Origin of the sequence: Vibrio vulnificus NBRC 15645 = ATCC 27562, from assembly GCF_002224265.1 — a bacterium.
Taxonomy (GTDB): domain Bacteria; phylum Pseudomonadota; class Gammaproteobacteria; order Enterobacterales; family Vibrionaceae; genus Vibrio; species Vibrio vulnificus.
The window spans coordinates 724,888-739,907 of the sequence record NZ_CP012882.1; the positions used below are offsets into that span (position 1 = coordinate 724,888).

13 protein-coding genes are annotated in these 15,020 nt (G+C 44.7%); 9 read left to right on the plus strand and 4 right to left on the minus strand.

Annotated elements, in window-relative coordinates; all coding sequences use genetic code 11:
• Window positions 1-141 precede the first annotated feature (141 nt).
• The 3 genes from AOT11_RS18915 to AOT11_RS18925 are packed head-to-tail and all read right to left on the minus strand — an operon-like array spanning window position 142 to window position 2,594.
• Window positions 142-1,497, minus strand: coding sequence for an FUSC family protein (locus AOT11_RS18915; RefSeq protein WP_017421513.1), 1,356 nt, complete (start codon window positions 1,495-1,497; stop codon window positions 142-144).
• Between the two features lie 13 nt (window positions 1,498-1,510).
• Window positions 1,511-2,371 (minus strand): HlyD family secretion protein, encoded by an 861-nt coding sequence (locus AOT11_RS18920; RefSeq protein WP_017421514.1) that lies wholly within the window; start codon window positions 2,369-2,371, stop codon window positions 1,511-1,513.
• A gap of 10 nt (window positions 2,372-2,381) precedes the next feature.
• On the minus strand, window positions 2,382-2,594 hold the full coding sequence (locus AOT11_RS18925; RefSeq protein WP_017421515.1) for a DUF1656 domain-containing protein: 213 nt from the start codon (window positions 2,592-2,594) through the stop codon (window positions 2,382-2,384).
• 424 nt (window positions 2,595-3,018) lie between these two features.
• Here AOT11_RS18925 and aspT point away from each other — a divergent pair, with 424 nt between their 5' ends.
• The 7 genes from aspT (at window position 3,019) to AOT11_RS18960 (ending at window position 11,685) form a co-directional block, all read left to right on the plus strand.
• The gene (aspT, locus tag AOT11_RS18930) at window positions 3,019-4,734 is read left to right on the plus strand and encodes an aspartate-alanine antiporter (RefSeq protein WP_017421517.1); all 1,716 of its coding nucleotides are present in this window, start codon (window positions 3,019-3,021) and stop codon (window positions 4,732-4,734) included.
• A gap of 93 nt (window positions 4,735-4,827) precedes the next feature.
• Window positions 4,828-6,423, plus strand: coding sequence for a bifunctional aspartate transaminase/aspartate 4-decarboxylase (locus AOT11_RS18935; RefSeq protein WP_017421518.1), 1,596 nt, complete (start codon window positions 4,828-4,830; stop codon window positions 6,421-6,423).
• Between the two features lie 124 nt (window positions 6,424-6,547).
• Window positions 6,548-7,405, plus strand: a complete 858-nt coding sequence (gene pdxY / locus AOT11_RS18940) for a pyridoxal kinase PdxY (protein WP_017421519.1) — start codon at window positions 6,548-6,550, stop codon at window positions 7,403-7,405.
• A 201-nt stretch (window positions 7,406-7,606) separates the two neighbouring features.
• The gene (locus AOT11_RS18945; protein ID WP_017421520.1) at window positions 7,607-8,776 is read left to right on the plus strand and encodes a patatin-like phospholipase family protein; all 1,170 of its coding nucleotides are present in this window, start codon (window positions 7,607-7,609) and stop codon (window positions 8,774-8,776) included.
• Window positions 8,777-8,793: 17 nt separating this feature from the next.
• On the plus strand, window positions 8,794-9,222 hold the full coding sequence (locus tag AOT11_RS18950) for a hypothetical protein (RefSeq protein ID WP_017421521.1): 429 nt from the start codon (window positions 8,794-8,796) through the stop codon (window positions 9,220-9,222).
• A gap of 133 nt (window positions 9,223-9,355) precedes the next feature.
• Window positions 9,356-10,267: a LysR family transcriptional regulator gene (locus tag AOT11_RS18955; RefSeq protein WP_017421522.1), complete on the plus strand. Its 912-nt coding sequence runs from the start codon at window positions 9,356-9,358 to the stop codon at window positions 10,265-10,267.
• 251 nt (window positions 10,268-10,518) lie between these two features.
• Window positions 10,519-11,685, plus strand: coding sequence for a BamA/TamA family outer membrane protein (locus tag AOT11_RS18960; RefSeq protein ID WP_026050650.1), 1,167 nt, complete (start codon window positions 10,519-10,521; stop codon window positions 11,683-11,685).
• Window positions 11,686-12,224: 539 nt separating this feature from the next.
• Here AOT11_RS18960 and AOT11_RS18965 read toward each other — a convergent pair.
• Window positions 12,225-13,103, minus strand: coding sequence for a DMT family transporter (locus tag AOT11_RS18965; RefSeq protein ID WP_017421524.1), 879 nt, complete (start codon window positions 13,101-13,103; stop codon window positions 12,225-12,227).
• A 213-nt stretch (window positions 13,104-13,316) separates the two neighbouring features.
• On the opposite strand from AOT11_RS18965, the gene kdgK reads away from it, so the two are divergent.
• The gene (gene kdgK / locus AOT11_RS18970) at window positions 13,317-14,246 is read left to right on the plus strand and encodes a 2-dehydro-3-deoxygluconokinase (RefSeq protein ID WP_026050651.1); all 930 of its coding nucleotides are present in this window, start codon (window positions 13,317-13,319) and stop codon (window positions 14,244-14,246) included.
• Window positions 14,247-14,258: 12 nt separating this feature from the next.
• Window positions 14,259-14,882 carry a bifunctional 4-hydroxy-2-oxoglutarate aldolase/2-dehydro-3-deoxy-phosphogluconate aldolase gene (locus AOT11_RS18975; protein WP_017421526.1) on the plus strand — a complete coding sequence of 208 codons (624 nt, stop codon included), beginning with the start codon at window positions 14,259-14,261 and terminating at the stop codon, window positions 14,880-14,882.
• Window positions 14,883-15,020: the final 138 nt, after the last annotated feature.

The following is a 15,020-nucleotide window of genomic DNA, read 5'->3' on the forward strand; positions in this document are numbered from 1 at the left end:
GCAGAGAAATCCCGTTAATCGCTTTTGATGGATAGTATCCTCGCTTTATGGGTGAGGTAGGAATCGAGCCCAGCGAAAAAACAAAACGCCCCGCAGAGCAGAAGCAATGCAGGGCTTTAGTGTTAAAAACAGAGACGATAGTTAGGCGATAACGCGAGCACGGAACAGATCAGTAAATACCTTGGCAATCATCAAAATGATCAGAATGTTTACCAGCATCAGCAAAGGTGTTTCGATACGATATACAGGGGTTAAGTTGAGTGCACCCGATGTCAAAACAACCAGTAAATTAACGCCTAAAATTCTGTGCACCATCAGCTTTGGTGTCGCAAAAATTTTCCAAATTACGATGATGTTGATGAAGTAGAACAGTCCAAGTTGCCATAGCTCGGTCATCATTGGCATTAAGAAAATGTATTGCAGAAGAATCACTGTGCCAGTACCTATTACACCAAAAAAAGCATCCTTAATAATGCTTGGTGGCATGGTAGGGACGAGTGACGAGAATATGCCAGCCATCATCGGGAATATGAACCCGCCGGGAACCGGAAGATAAATCCAAATCAATAATGACGTGATGAACATGGAGATACCTTGCAGTACCTTTCTGCCATCTTCATGCCAATGCTGTATGAAAGTACGGTGATCATGATGCCACATGGAGTCTTTATCTGTCTTTACCACAAAAGGTACTTGACCGATTAAGGACGTACTAGGCTTGGCCATATCAAAGCATTGAAGTTGCTGAGCAAGAGTTGGCCAATCGATCTTACTTCGTTGCTGTTTTTCCACTTGTTCAAGCAGTCTCTCTTGGATCTGAGCCATTTCACTTAAGCGTAGGCGCCATAATTGACGATGCTCTTTCAAGTAGTAGGCACCAGTAAGTGGTAAGCTGAGCAGTTGGAACAATTTCTCTATGTTAGCGGTGTTGGTTTCCAGTGCTTTGATATCAATTTGGTTGGGCGTTTTCATGGCGTTAAGCAAAATCTCACGGCTTGCCTCAAAGCGGTGAATGAAGTTCTGTTCGGTGTTAATTGGCCATACTAAACGGTACACCACAGAGAAGGAGATTACGCCAAGAATGGTTTCCTGCATGCGCAGTACAGCGAAGTGGAATGTTGCTTGGTTATCAAATCCCCCCATACAGGCGATGATCGAACACACTGAAAAACCGACGGTAAACACATCACCATATTTTTTGTCACTCGACATATAAATGCACACACCTAGAAACAAAGTGAAAAAGGTGAGAAACAAAAAACGGTCTTGAGAGAACATTGCGATTAGGAAAAAGGCATAACCGGTGCCCAATATGGTTCCACGCAACCTGTTATGGCCTTTGTTTATTGAGTGAGCGAAGCTTTCATTCAACGCCATTACCCCGACAGCGATGGCTGCCCAATAAGGTTTCTCCCATTGAAACCAGAAGGCAAGGGAGATTGCGACAACAATGGATAGCGCAGCTTTGATCGCTTCTTTGGTTGAGGTGTTGAACATAACAATCACCTAATTACTTAATGATTTTAATAGAAGCGGTCATACCAACACGAAGCTGTAGATCGTCTGGCAGTTCATCCAGTTTTACTTTGATGGGAATACGTTGAGCTAAACGAATCCACTGGAAGTTCGGATTGACATTAGGCAGGAGGTCGTTGCCTGTGCTGCCATCTTGCTTCGCAATACCGTAGCCAATACTTTTGATTTCACCTTTCAGTTGCACATCGCTGTGCATCATCAAAGTTACATAAGCGGTGTCTTCAGGATTGACGCCAACCAGATCTGTCTCTTTGAAGTAACCTTCTACCCAGAAACTGTCTTCATCTATTAAAGCAACAATCGGAGAGTTGGCCACAACTTGAGAGCCTACTCGTAAGTTCAAATTAGTGATGTAACCGTTGGTTGGCGCATAAATTTTGGTGTAATCGAGGTTCAACTTCGCTTCTTCAATATTGGCTTTCGCGAGTTCTACGTTGGCGACCGCCGTTTCTACCGCATTGTTTAGGTTATTCAATGTCAGTACCGGAACAGCGCCTGGCGTGCGTTTTTCTAACTCGAGTGCGCGCTTTTCTTCGTTATTTGCTTTTGCTAACAGAGCCACAGCTTGCTTTTGAGTCGCCAACGCTTTGTGGTATGCCGCTTTATAGATGCTAGGGTCGATCTCAAACAGTAAATCACCTTGCTTCACTTGCGAGTTGTCTTCGACATACACGTTAATGACTTGTCCTGTTACACGGGGTGTTATCGAAACGATGTGCGCGCTGACCTGACCATCTCTCGTCCAAGGGTTGTTTGTGTATGATTGGTAGTAGCTGAAAATAACAGTGCCAGCGGAACACAGTAATAACAGAGTGATGAGATAACGTTTAATCACGGGATTTGCCTCAAAAGATGGTAATGAATTGACCAATAACGCCAGTAAAAATCACAGTTAGGCTCAGCTCAGCGAGTGCAGGAAATGCAACGTATTTATGGAACCCCAGTTTTGTCGCAACGGTTCCAACCAAAATGGTGAGCATATAAGCCAATGTGATAACCAGCAACAAGGGTGGGAAGTAGACTTCGCCCCACACGAGTTCATGTGGCATTGAGTTCATGGTGTTTTTCTCTATTAACTTGATGAATGGAAAGATAAGGCAAATGATGATGGCGGTGATAATCGCATTTGTAGGGCCGAACCCATCAAACGAAAGGTGTTATGTGCTATATGGAGTGAATAGTGCAACCAAACAGTTTTTTGGACAGAGAAAATAAAAATAAAATTATTTTTCGATTTACCTGATGTTCATTACAGACCACTAAGTCATTCAATTTTCGATAGTTATTTATCAATGCTTGCTTTTGAATATGCGAAGTGATGGTTTCATCCTTCAAATAGGATTACGAGTTGTGAGTTTTTGTTCCTAATATTCGCTTCGAAGCAAACGAGATGCTTTTAAAATTAAATGATCCAACAAATATGAGTGACAGATTATTCGTTAGATTATTTTGTTTTTCTATTTTTAATAAGAGTAAATTGTCATGGAAATTATTTCTAACCTTTTTGACATGGCACCATTTGTTGCTCTCTTTATTACGCTCTCTCTCGGTTATATGGTAGGTAAAATTACCATTGGTCGATTTGTTCTTGGCGGTGTTGCCGGAACATTATTAATGGGTGTAATTATTGGGCAATTTGGTGTTCATATTGATCCCGGCGTAAAAAGCATTTTCTTTGCGCTCTTTATTTATGCAGTAGGGTATCAGGGTGGTGCGCAGTTCTTCAAAGCATTGAACTTTAGAACTATCAACATTCTACTTTCTGCTGTTGTGATGACGGTTTCTGGCCTGCTTTGTGTATTAGCAGCAGCTTGGATGTTCGACCTAGATAGAGGCACGGCAGCAGGCCTAGCAGCGGGTGGTTTGACTCAATCGGCAATCATAGGTACAGCGGGTGATGCGATCGCACGTCTTGGCGGTGTGACAGAAGAAGCGAAGCACTTAATGCAGACCAATGTTGCAGTGGGCTACGCAGTCACATATATCTTTGGTTCGCTTGGTCCAATTCTTATGGTGACGTGGGTGTTCCCAACATTGATGAAGTGGGATATCCGAGCAGAGGCGATTGCTCTAGAGGAGAAAAATTCGAATGGCAAGCACGAGCTAGCACCGGGTGAATTCAATGCAGTAACGGCATTGGTTACACGAGCATTTAAGGTGAGCAAAGATGGCGGACTAGCAGGTAAAACCTTAGCTCAGCTAAACAAAAAATCGTTGACTGCTTGTATTGAGTTAATTCAACGCGATGGCAAAGTGCTAGAGGCGGATAAATACACCGCACTGAAAGAAGGCGACGTCATTGTTGTCACTGGCCGTCGCCATGCGGTACATCAACTGCAAGCTGGTTTGGCAGACAACGAGGTTGTACTACCAGAAGGCTATGAAATTATTGAAGAAAACCGCCAGCTGATTGCTGACAACCGCAAACTGATTGGTAAGTCACTGCAAGAGATCAAAGAAGCATCAAATCAAGGCTCCATGCGTGGTATCTATGTGACGGATTACATTCGTGAAGGCCGTTCAATCGAAATGACACCGGACCTTGTGGTGAAGAAAAACGACGTCATTCAGCTTACGGGTACTGCAAAAGACATCAATCGCGTTGAGAAAAACATCGGTCAACGCATGGGATCTTCAACCATGACGGACTTCGTTGTCCTTGGTATGGGTATGGTGCTTGGTCTGCTTATTGGTCTTATCAGCTTTAAGATTGCCGGTATCCCCGTCACGATTGGTTCTGGTGCAGGTTGCTTGATCTCTGGATTGATTGTTGGTTGGTTGCGCAGCCGTAATCCACACGTTGCTCAGTTCCCTGTGGGCGCCGCGAACTTTGTTCGAGATTTCGGTTTGGCAGCATTTGTGGGCATTGTAGGCCTTGAGGCTGGCCCTCAAGCGGTCGATACCATTAAAGAACACGGTATGTCCCTGTTGTTCCTTGGCATGGCCGTGACGATTATCCCTCAGATTATTTCGTTCTTCTTCTCATATTTTGTATTGAAGATTAAGAACCCAGTTGAAGCGCTTGGCTGCGTTACAGGTGGACGAAGTGCGAACCCAGCATTTGCTGCTTTGATGGAAAAAACAGGCAACGCAACGCCAGTATTCTCATTCACCGTGACTTATGCAGTCGCCAATGTACTACTCACCCTGTGGGGACCAATTATTGTCGGCATTATTACTTTAAATGCAGGCATGTAATTTAAATAAATTAGAAAATCTTATCGCCTAATTAACTAGGCGATAAGGGAAACATTATCAAAATTTAGTAAATAATAGACTAAGGTAAATATTATGACCACGCAAAATACAACGATTGATTTTTCAAAGTTTGCAGATTTAAGCCCATTTGAATTAAAAGACAAACTCATTGAAGTGGCAAAAACGGTTCCTGACCGCATTTTATTAGATGCAGGTCGTGGTAACCCAAATTTTTTAGCGACACTGCCACGTAAGGCATTCATTCGTTTAGGTGAATTTGCGGTGATGGAAGCAGAGCGTACCTATTCATACCTTGATGGTGGTTTTGGTGGTATTCCAGATGGAATGGGTATCGTTGAACGTTTTGATACGTTTGCGAGCAATAACAAACAAGATCAAGGTGTGCAGTTTATCGAAAAGTCGTTGAGCTACGCAAAAGATCGTCTAGGTCTACAGAAGCAAGCATTCTTGAATGAACTGGTTAACGCATACCTAGCGTGTAACTACCCAGTGCCACCTCGAATGCTGACAAACATTGAAACTGTCGTGAAGCAGTACATCGCGGAAGAAATGTATGGCCCTATGCCAATCACAACAGATTTCGATCTGTTTGCAACGGAAGGTGGCACCGCATCAATGACTTACACGTTCCAAACGATGTTTAACAACGGGCTACTCCAAAAAGGCGATAAGGTTGCGTTGATCACGCCAATCTTTACTCCTTATTTAGAGATCCCGGAGCTTTCTGAATATGAGTTGGAGATTGTTGAGTTACGCCTTGATGAGACCACATGGCAACTACCAATGTCTGAAATCGAGAAACTGGCGGATACAGACATCAAACTGCTTTGTGTCGTTAACCCAGCGAACCCTGCATCAGTCAAATTTTCGGATGAGACGCTAGATAACTTAACGAACTTCGTCAATGAGCAACGCAGTGATTTATTCATCATTACTGATGACGTATACGGCACGTTTGCAGACGATTTTATATCACTGTTTGCGAAACTGCCATACAACACGCTGTGTGTTTACTCGTTCTCTAAATACTTCGGTGCAACAGGTTGGCGCTTGGGCTCGATTGCGATTCAGCACAACAACGTGTTTGACGACGCAATGCGCAGCCTTCCCGAAGCGCGTCAACTTGAGTTGGACGATCGTTACAAAACGCTAACTCCGGAACCACGTGAAATCAAGTTTATTGACCGTATCGTAGCAGATAGCCGCAGTGTTGCACTTAATCACACTGCAGGTTTGTCGCTTCCTCAACAAGTTCAAATGGCACTATTCGCTCTGAATTGCTTAATGGACTCAGAGCAAAACTACAAAGCAGCGTGCAAACGCATCATCCGTGAGCGATACAAAACCCTGTACAAAAACATGGGTGTAGAAATTGAAGAAAACAAAGATCGTGTGGACTACTACACACTGCTTGAGCTCGACACTTTAGGTGGGAAATTATACGGGCCAGCCTTCGTTGATTGGTTCAAAGCGAGCGAAAAGGGCAAAGATTTCCTTTTCCGCCTTGCACATGAAACCGGCGTTATCTTACTTCCGGGCAAAGGTTTCGATGTGGTACACGCTTCTGTTCGAGTATCCCTGGCTAACCTTACTCACCACGAATACGAGCTCATTGGTCGTGCAACGCGCAAAGTGTTGGATGAGTACTTTGCCGAGTTCCAAGGCTAATTAATCTAGCTCAATAAGAATAAGCCTCGGCATTGTCGAGGCTATTCCGACCAAATAAGCACAGTGCGCGGCATTGTGTTTATTTAGTCGCCAAGCTAACTAACTTCCCAACTAAGAGTGACTTATGAAAAGTATTATTTCTATTCAATCTCATGTGGTCTATGGCCACGCTGGTAATAGCTCCGCTGTCTTCCCAATGCAAAGAATGGGGCTTGAGGTATGGCCAATTCATACGGTTCAGTTCTCTAATCACACACAATATCAACAAGGTTGGACGGGGCAAAAATTTGGTTCTGACGATATTCGTTCATTAATGCGTGGTTTAGACAACATTGAAAAGCTCAGTGAATGTGGTGCGATATTGTCCGGTTATCAAGGCAGTGCCGACCAATGCCGCGCTGTCGCCGAAGCGGTAAGTTTGGTAAAGGACCGTAACCACAGCGCACTCTATGTGTGCGATCCTGTTATGGGGGACCCAGATAAAGGCTGTATTGTAGAAGATGGTGTCAAAGAGGCTATCAGACAACACTTGTTGCCCATCGCCGATGTAATAATTCCAAACCAGTTTGAATTGAGTGAGTTGACAGGCGTCAAAATAGACTCAATTTATGATGCGGTCACCGCTTGTAAAAAAGCTTTGGATCTGGGACCGAAAATGGTGCTGGTGAAACACCTTCATGCATTAAAGGATGATGCTTTCAGTATGATTCTAGCGATGCCGAAAGCATGTTATTTGGCCCAGCGTCCAAGCATTGACTTTGATTTACAACCAGTTGGAGTCGGGGATTTGATTTCCGCCATTTTTACTGCTTGTTTGGTGAAAAATATGTCTCCAGTTGCGTCATTTCGTCACGCTCACAATGCAGTTTATGGTGTATTAGAAATCACTAAAGAATATAACGCATGGGAACTGCAGACGATCAACGCTCAATATGAATTTGTCGAGCCGACTCATGAGTTCAATATCGTGAAAATTGCTTAGCGCAACAGCTTAGGAGTTTAGTTAAACACTATAGAAACTAGCCATCATTGCATTGATGGATAGCATCCTACATCCGCGATTACGGTTATTCAATGCGCTTGGCTATAGTACCCTCATACAACGAAACGGACTTCATTTTGACCCCATTAATTTCCAACTGAGTCTCTGGTCATGCACCAGAGACATTAAATGAGAATAATTATGAATCGTTTAATTTCCTCTGGTGTGACTGTTGCGCTCTCGCTATTGGTAGCGGCGTGCAGTTCACCCCATACGCTGGATGTGCGCGTTTCTCAGACCAACTATAAAGATGTTGAAATCGCAAATTCAACACCGAAAGAACCACTTCGAATGTGGGCCAATGAGGCGCCCGATTTTCTCTATTCGGCGCATAACAAAACCACACCGATAAAAGTGACGGGTGACCAACTCAATATTTTGGCGTTGTCAGGTGGCGGCGTAAATGGTGCATACGGTGCAGGTGTTTTGATGGGCTTACAAGAGAAAGGTGAACTGAAAGATTACGCCATCATCACGGGGATCAGTGCGGGAGCCTTGATTGCCCCGTTTGTTTTCACTGGTGGCGAAGCGATGCCAAAGATGAAAGAGGTGATGCTTAACATCAACGATAAAAACGTTCTGGGTAAAAAAAACTTCTTAAACACGCTGTTTAAGGACGCCTTTACAGATGGTAAAACCCTTTATGATTTCATTGCAGACGCGTACCCAGAGCCATTCATTGAAGCGATGGCACAGCAACATCGTAATGGAAAGCGTCTTTTTATCGGCAGTACCCATTTTGATTCCGGTGAACTGGTGATTTGGAACATTGGCGCTATTGCAAACAGTGACTTGGCGAACAAATCTGAATTGATATACAAAGTGCTTGCAGCGAGTGCATCCATTCCTGGAGTCTTCCCACCGCAATTTATCGAGGTTGAGCATGAAGGAGAAACATTAGAAGAGTTACATGTAGATGGTGGTCTCGCGGCTCAAGTGTTCTTTAATCCGTCTAACTTTAACTACCACCAAATATCGGATGCATTGGGGTTAGAAAAAGCGCCGCAGTTAGATGTGATTCGTAATGGTGTACTGAAGGCTCCTTATCGACCACTAAAAGACAAAGGTTTTGACCTTGTATCGAAAAGCGTCGAAAGCCTTACGTTAGCTCAAACTCGGGGTGATCTGTATCGCATGAAATACATTAGTGAAAACAATGATATTGAGATGCAGTTTACCTATATCGACCAAGATTTCGGATACGCAAAAGTGACGAAAGATATGTTCGACCCCCACTACTTGCTGACGATCTACGAATATGGATTCAAAAAAGCCACTCAGGGACACCTTTGGGTGACTGAACTCCCTTAACACAGGAAAACAATACAATGAAAAAAGCCGTTATAACACTAATGATGCTTACTGCTTCCGCTACTGCATTTGCACAAGGTGGCGTCCATGTTGATCAGCAAAAAGTGGATAGTGACATGCAGCAACTTTCTGCAATCAAAGAAGAAGGCGCTGCATTTATCATGATTGATGAGGATTCGAGTTACGTTGCGATCGAGTACGTCGGCAAATGGGAAGAGATCAACAATTATGTGTCACATAAAGAAGCCAAGCAACGCAAACTGGAAAAAGTGAATAAGCGGTTTGTGTATTCGCAAACGGGTGAAACGCTGGCGTCACTAGAGCAGAAGATCGTTGACCACATTCAAGCAGATCAACCTAAATATTTCAGTGTGGATGTCTACCGAGATTACCATGGTGCCTCTGGTGAATTTAACTATTTGGCTCGTGTTGTTGAGTACAACTAAAATGGAGAAAACCTACTAACTTTAGTAGGTTTTTTATGTCGATGAGAAGGAACTCAAACGCAGTTTGTTACCGTTACCAATTAGCAATGCTATTATGTTTTAATTAAATAACTCTAAAATGTAAGCACAACCTATGAACTTTAGTTTTGAACAACTTCTCGCGTTCGTGACCGTTTATGAACAGCTCTCGTTTAGTAAAGCAGCGATCAAACTCAATAAGCACCGAACTACGATAGGGCAGGTGATTACCAACCTTGAAGACCAACTGGCGGTCAACTTGTTTGAACGAGTGGGGCGTTCGGTAGAGCCAACAGAAGATGGTCACCTTCTTTATCACTATGCTAAATTAACCATCGAGCAAGCGCGTACTTTCGATAAATTGGCGCTAAGCCTCTCTTATGGTGGATTAGAAAGCGTCAACATCGCTTATTCTAGTGTGATTCCTCATCGCGCTTTGGTTGAAATCCGCCAGCAACTACTTCGCGACTTTCCGTTAATGCGCGTGAACTTTCTTGTTAGGAATAAACAGGACATCAAAAGAGGCATAGATAGTGGCGAGTTCCATTTTGGTATCGTCAATGTGCATGACCGTCAGGCGATGTATAGCTTTGATGCTACCTTCCTTGGGCATTTCGAATTTTTCCCTTTTGTTCAAAAAGGTGGAGAGCTATCTAGGTTGGAGAAAAGTGCAGTCCTGGTGGCTCTGAAAAACAGCAAGCAATTTGTATTGCGATCTTTTATTGAAGAAGGCATGGCAGAGAAAATCATTTACAGCTCAGATAACGAAGCCGTCGATCAACTTGCTCTAGTGATAAAGATGGTAGAAGCTGGTCTGGGGTGGGCGCTACTTCCTAAAACATTAGCACACACTGAGTTTGCCAATCACGCCATTGAGCCAGTTGAAGCCGATGAGATGCTAGAGGGCTTCAAGTTTGGCTTCGCGCTTTGGTGTCCACATTCCAAACAAATTGTTGATATTAAAAAATCGTTAATCACCGTGATAAACAATTATCGCGAGCGATTTGAAGATGTTCTCCGTCGTTAACTCATAGACTCATCCAATTTCTAACAAGGTTCAATTAGAGCCTTGTTTTCGTTTCAGTTAACCTTAAGTTCGAGTTTTGATGGATTACACCCTCTATACAGGAGTGTGAGGTATTCCTTTTTTGGCTTATTCTAGTCTCGCTCTATGGGGAAGCCCAGAGCAAAAAGTGTTTTTACCATATGACCGCTGCACGGAAGCAGATTTTTCAGCTGGGTTCAGTAACCCGGCTTTTTTATCTGAGGGTTAACTTTATGAATCGCCGATACAGCGGGGCGCTTATTTCTCTTTCTGCATTGTTATCATGCTCGTCACTTGCCTCTTTCTACGATCCGGTTGATGGACAATTCGATATGGGGCATCACATTGCAGAGAATGCTCATGGTTTTTTACCAGTACCTATCCTAATTACCGAGCCTGCTATTGGGTATGGCGGCGGTATCGCTGGTTTGTTTTTGCATGAAACGCAAGAAGAGAAACACAAAAGAAAACAAGCGGCGTTATCAGCAATAGATGGCGGAGCACAGCTCGTACCGAGTGCAATGACTGTCGCAGGCGCATTAGGTACTGAAAATGGTACTTGGTTTGCGTTTGGTGGACACCGACGCTCTTGGCTTAATGACTCCATTCGCTATGTAGGCGGTGGTGGTGTTGGGGTGGCTAACTTGGATTTGTATAAACACATCTCCTTTGGGCCGATTGATAAGGAAATCAAATTTGGAACCAAAACAACGGTCGCAGTGCTGGCTCAAAAAGTGCAATTTCGCCTTGCCGATACACCATTGATGCTTGGTGTAAAACAAATGTTGGCGAAGTCTAAAGTGGAATCGGATAACAAGCTGATAGATAAGGTCATGCAACTTACCCTTGGAAGTGAAGCTGTAACGTCTGGGTTAGGTGTGCTCGCTGAATACGATACTCGCGATAATCTCTTTTACCCTAGCAAAGGGTATAAAGTGACTGCTGACTATATGATTTATGATGATGCTTTAGGCAGTGATTATAATTATCGTACTTTTAACCTTGATGCAGAAGCCTACATCCCGATTGCGGAAAAATGGACGTTAGGTTTGGCTGGCAACTACCAAAATTTTGAGCAGAAAGATTCTATGGTGTCACCGACTGCAAAGCCGTATGTCGCACTGCGGGGTGTTTCTTCATACCGTTACCAAGGTGATGAAATCGAAACCTTGCAAGCTCAACTAACTTACAGCATTAACCATCGTTGGAAAGTGAGTGGTTTTTATGGTGCGGGTCAAGCGACCCAACGGAGTGGCGATGAACAAGACAGCCGAGTTAATGCTGGTGGCGTAGGTTTTCGTTATCAAATTGCTCGTCGATATGGCCTACACATAGGTATGGACTATGCGATGAGTGATGAAGAAAATGCTATTTATTTCAATGTAGGCAGTGGCTTTTGAATAGCCACCAAGCCAGTCAGTCTATATAAAAGGTGTCTATTCACTAACCATTCCGATACTAATGGTTTGCTGCTAAGCCCTGAGGGATCTCCTCATTAATTCCCCCAGAGCATAGCTGCCTTTTTCCAGTTTTATACAAGCTCATCAAACTGTTGCCATACATTATAGAAAAATCAACATCCTTAATGTCGAGCTATATGGGATTTTTATTAATTAACCTGAGATCGGCTTAAGCTATCAAACCCGATTTTCAGTGGTTGTGATGTTAAGTGATGGCTTTTCTGGTTTTAGGTAGTACGCGATTTTAGTTGCTCACAATCCTTCTTGCTCGAAAGCTCTGATCACGAAACCAGCTTTTGGTTCTATTCTATTGTTAACCCGAGTTCAGGTTAATTACGTTGAACAGGGATGTATTGCATAAGTTTTCGCAGTTTTATGCCTGCACCTGGTTACAAAAAAGTAACTAAAATCGTTACAACTAAGCTGTTAGAGCATGCTCCTTGAACTCACCCGTCACTCAACTCCACATAATCATCTGCTTAACCCTTACTCATCGCTGTGCGCCTTTTGCTCTTAAGCCAATGCTTCCAGCGAATGGGCATCATAGGCACAATAATCAGTAGAATGCCTAGAACGGTGTAACTGTCTGGCACTTCATCAAACCAAATCACTCCAAAGAAGGTGACAAACGCTAAGCCAGAATATTCCGCCAGAGCGATCTGGCTTGCCGGGGCTTGCTGAAATGCCTTCACCACCAAAGCATGGTAGGCGAGCACAAACAGATTGATCGCCACAATCCATAAAATATGTTCGAAGCGAATCGCGCTCCATTGCCAGTAGGCGAGGGCAAACGCAAAGGGCAGCGTCATCAAGGTCGTCCAAAAAAGTGTGGAAATCAGTGACTGTTCGGCAGGCACTTTGCGGATCAGAATATTGCCTACCCCCATGGATAACGCGCTGCCCAGCGCGACGATGGCAGCCCAGTGAAACTGCTCGGGGCGCAGCACAATCAGCACACCAACAAAGCCCAATAGCGTTGCAACCATTTTCCCTACGGCAGGGCGCTCCCCCAAAAAGACAAAGGCCAGTGGCAATACCAACAGAGGGCCAACGTAGAACATGGCATTGGCGGTCGCCAGTGGCAAATGGGTGATCGCTATCATGGCGCACGCGCTGCCGAGCAAGATCAGCTGCGCGCGCCAAAAGGTGATCCAGTCGCAGCCCTTTTTCCACTGCGATTTTTCCATGCGCAGCCAGAAAGGCAACAGCAGCACAAGGCTAATAGACTGGCGAATAAACACATATTGAAATGTGGGCACTTCGCCATTGAGTATTTTGAGTGATACATCAGAAAGTGAGGCAAGCAAATTGGCCGCCACCAGTAAAAAGATGGCGCGAGAAACGGTTGGGTTGTTCATGATACGAAGTGCTAATGGCTCGTCTACTGCCAGCGTTGGCGAGTGTGTGAATAAGGTTAGTGGCGTGATGCTATCAGAGAGCAGCAGAACTCGAACCTGCCAAAACCGCAGAGTTGGATCTTGCTCACGATTAATTGAACCGTCGTTTTAAAAATATTGTTTCTGAGTTTTGTTGCTGCAATAATAGCGGCAATTACGTTAAGGAGACATCCTATGAATCACATCAATCGCGTTGCCATCATTGGTGAATGCATGGTTGAACTGAAAAAGGTCAACGGCGCGCTACAACAAGGTTTTGGTGGGGATACGCTCAACACCGCAGTTTACCTTTCCCGTTTGACCCAGCAATCCGGTGTTTCAACCTCTTATGTTACGGGATTAGGACAGGATCCATTTAGCCGAGAAATGCTTGCCGCTTGGCAAGACGAAGGCATCAACACGGATATGGTGTACCTTTCTCAAGACAAATTGCCAGGCATTTATGCCATCGAAACAGCAGACAATGGCGAGCGTAGCTTCTTCTATTGGCGCAACGATTCGGCGGCGAAATACTGGCTGCGTGATCGTGCCATCCTGACGCTGGCGAAAGAGCTGTGTCAGCATCAAATGATTTACCTCAGTGGTATCAGCTTGGCGATATTGTCGCAAGATTGCCGAGAAGCGCTGATCAAACTGCTCGCGCTTTGCCGCAGTGATGGGGTGAAAATCGCGTTTGATAACAACTTCCGACCAGCGCTGTGGAACAACGTGGCGGAAGCACAAGCGTTCTACCAGCAAATTCTGCAAGTCACCGATATGGCGTTTCTCACCTTTGATGATGAGATGCTGTTGTGGGGCGATACCCATGAAGATCAAGCAATTGAGCGCACCAAGGGGTTTGGCGTGAGCGAAATCGTCATCAAACGTGGTGGGGATGCGTGTTTTGTCGTTACAGAAGCGGGCCGTCATGCGGTTGCTCCACTCAAAATTGACCATGTTATCGACACCACAGCCGCAGGAGATTCATTCAGTGCTGGCTATCTTGCAAAGCGTATTCTGGGTGGTGATTGTCAGCAAGCTGCTTTTGCTGGTCACACGGTTGCAGGTCATGTTATTCAACATCGTGGCGCGATTATTCCTCGCGAAGCGATGCCAACTATTTAAGGATTCAAACAAATGAAAGATTTAAATCAAAAGCTTGCTGAAATCAAAGTGGTTCCGGTTATCGCCATCAAAGATGCCAACAAAGCGGCAAAATTGGCGCAAGTGCTGATTGAAAATGGCCTGCCTTGTGCTGAAGTGACGTTCCGCACTGCAGATGCGGCTTTGGCGATCAAAAACATGCGCGAAGCGTACCCAGAAATGCTGATCGGTGCGGGTACGGTACTGACGTCTGCACAAGTGGATGAAGCGATTGACGCAGGTGTGGATTTTATCGTCAGCCCAGGTTTCAACCCAACCACAGTGAAATATTGCCAACAGCGCAACGTGACCATTGTTCCGGGAGTGAATAACCCAAGTTTGGTTGAGCAAGCGATGGAAATGGGCCTACGTACCTTGAAATTCTTCCCTGCCGAGCCATCGGGTGGCGTGAACATGCTGAAAGCGCTGACGGCGGTTTACCCAGTGAAATTTATGCCGACGGGCGGCGTTAGCCCAAGCAACGTCAAAGATTATCTTGCTATCCCTGCTGTGTTGGCGTGTGGTGGCACATGGATGGTTCCGGGTGATTTGATCGACAACGAGCAATGGGATGATCTAGCGAAGCTAGTACGCGAAGTTGCGGGCATTATCGCTTAATTCCCCCTGATTTGGCTCCCTTCACTATCTTCATAAATCGAAGATATTTGCTTTAGAAATCGAAGATATTTGGCTCTTCTTTGCCACGCCTGCACTGGTTGCAGGCGTTTTTTCTACGCCCCTAGTGGCGAATTTGTG

Coding starts and splice junctions, on each gene's coding strand:
- AOT11_RS18915 (WP_017421513.1), bottom strand. CDS start 1,497: ATGTTCAACACCTCAACCAAAGAAGCGATCAAAGCTGCGCTATCCATT.
- AOT11_RS18925 (WP_017421515.1), bottom strand. CDS start 2,594: ATGAACTCAATGCCACATGAACTCGTGTGGGGCGAAGTCTACTTCCCA.
- aspT (WP_017421517.1), top strand. CDS start 3,019: ATGGAAATTATTTCTAACCTTTTTGACATGGCACCATTTGTTGCTCTC.
- AOT11_RS18935 (WP_017421518.1), top strand. CDS start 4,828: ATGACCACGCAAAATACAACGATTGATTTTTCAAAGTTTGCAGATTTA.
- pdxY (WP_017421519.1), top strand. CDS start 6,548: ATGAAAAGTATTATTTCTATTCAATCTCATGTGGTCTATGGCCACGCT.
- AOT11_RS18945 (WP_017421520.1), top strand. CDS start 7,607: ATGAATCGTTTAATTTCCTCTGGTGTGACTGTTGCGCTCTCGCTATTG.
- AOT11_RS18950 (WP_017421521.1), top strand. CDS start 8,794: ATGAAAAAAGCCGTTATAACACTAATGATGCTTACTGCTTCCGCTACT.
- AOT11_RS18955 (WP_017421522.1), top strand. CDS start 9,356: ATGAACTTTAGTTTTGAACAACTTCTCGCGTTCGTGACCGTTTATGAA.
- AOT11_RS18960 (WP_026050650.1), top strand. CDS start 10,519: ATGAATCGCCGATACAGCGGGGCGCTTATTTCTCTTTCTGCATTGTTA.
- AOT11_RS18965 (WP_017421524.1), bottom strand. CDS start 13,103: ATGAACAACCCAACCGTTTCTCGCGCCATCTTTTTACTGGTGGCGGCC.
- kdgK (WP_026050651.1), top strand. CDS start 13,317: ATGAATCACATCAATCGCGTTGCCATCATTGGTGAATGCATGGTTGAA.
- AOT11_RS18975 (WP_017421526.1), top strand. CDS start 14,259: ATGAAAGATTTAAATCAAAAGCTTGCTGAAATCAAAGTGGTTCCGGTT.